Genomic DNA, 1,164 nt, shown 5'->3' with positions numbered 1-1,164 from the left:
TCTGAACAACAGGTAACCGGCATTCTTACTAATGCTGGTAAACAACATATCACCCAGTGTGCGCTAGCAAACACGGGACTCGATGTAACAACACTGGTGTTGGCTAATATCCCTAATTTAAGTGATAGCGCAGCGCGCGACCCTAATATGGCGCTCCCAACACAAACACAAATTGCCTATCAAACGGATGAATTACTCGATGGTTTCATTGATGAGCATACCGTGGCATGGGCGTGTGTGTTAGACCAGGACGTTGGTGATTTTGATTACAACTGGATTGGTTTAGTGACCAGTACCGGCATTTTGTTAGCACTGGATTATTTGCCACTGCAGCGTAAACGTCAGGGCGTGAACAACGTACACAACCGCAGTTTTGTATTGAGGTTCGCCGCAGCCAAAGCCCTTGCCCGCATCGATATTAAAGCCAGTAGCTGGATGTTTGATTACAGCCCACGCCTGGACAGTATGCAATTAGCGATTGTCGCTAATGCCACGGCGCAAATTGACAACATGACGCGCCACTTAGGCTTAAAAGACGTAGTAACCAGCTTACAAAATACTATCGAACTGCAGCAAGTTCACATCGGCACTTTAGAGCAAGTAGGGCAAACACTGCTGCGCACACAATCTGCAATGATAAAGCAGCGTCAGGAACAAGATGGTGAGATACAAACTTCACTTGCCAAAATGGCAACCGCACAAATCAGTACTATGTACCGACAGGTAAAGCATATTACATCGGATTAATAATCGTTAAGAGGAATACAACATGGCAATAGAACAAGACATTGCAGAACTCGTGCAAGCCAGCAATAACCTCACGGGTGTTGTTGATGGGAAAATGAAAGACATTGATAAGCTGGTCGCCGATAAAAAGGTGCTCATAGACCAGTACCTAAGTAATGTTGTCAGTAATATCAACGGGGTTGACGTACATAAGCAGGGCCGGATAAAAACCTACTTTATTCAAGGTAACTTAAGTAGTGGTGGACATACTAGAGAAGGGGGGCCTGATGATTTATTTCCTGTTTGTGCAGCCCCTAAATCTCCCACTTATCTAAATTTAATTGAATTTATTGCTTCTTCCGCTGGTTTTGGGGGCGGTGGTGATATGTTTCGTGTTGAATTCATGATAACGCACCGCGGTATGGCTGCTAATACAGG

The 1,164-nt window shown here is 44.8% G+C and carries 1 protein-coding gene and 1 pseudogene; both read left to right on the top strand.

The features are described from left to right. A partial coding sequence (locus tag BT797_RS20420) for a phage tail-collar fiber domain-containing protein (RefSeq protein WP_075473294.1) occupies positions 1 to 747 on the top strand: 747 nt, incomplete at its 5' end. A gap of 22 nt (positions 748 to 769) precedes the next feature. Continuing rightward, a pseudogene (locus tag BT797_RS20415) lies at positions 770 to 1,164 on the top strand (hypothetical protein); the annotation flags it as partial.

Origin of the sequence: Moritella viscosa (assembly GCF_900120065.1) — a bacterium.
Classification (GTDB): Bacteria; Pseudomonadota; Gammaproteobacteria; order Enterobacterales; family Moritellaceae; genus Moritella; species Moritella viscosa.
This window is presented reverse-complemented; position numbering and strand designations above follow the sequence as displayed.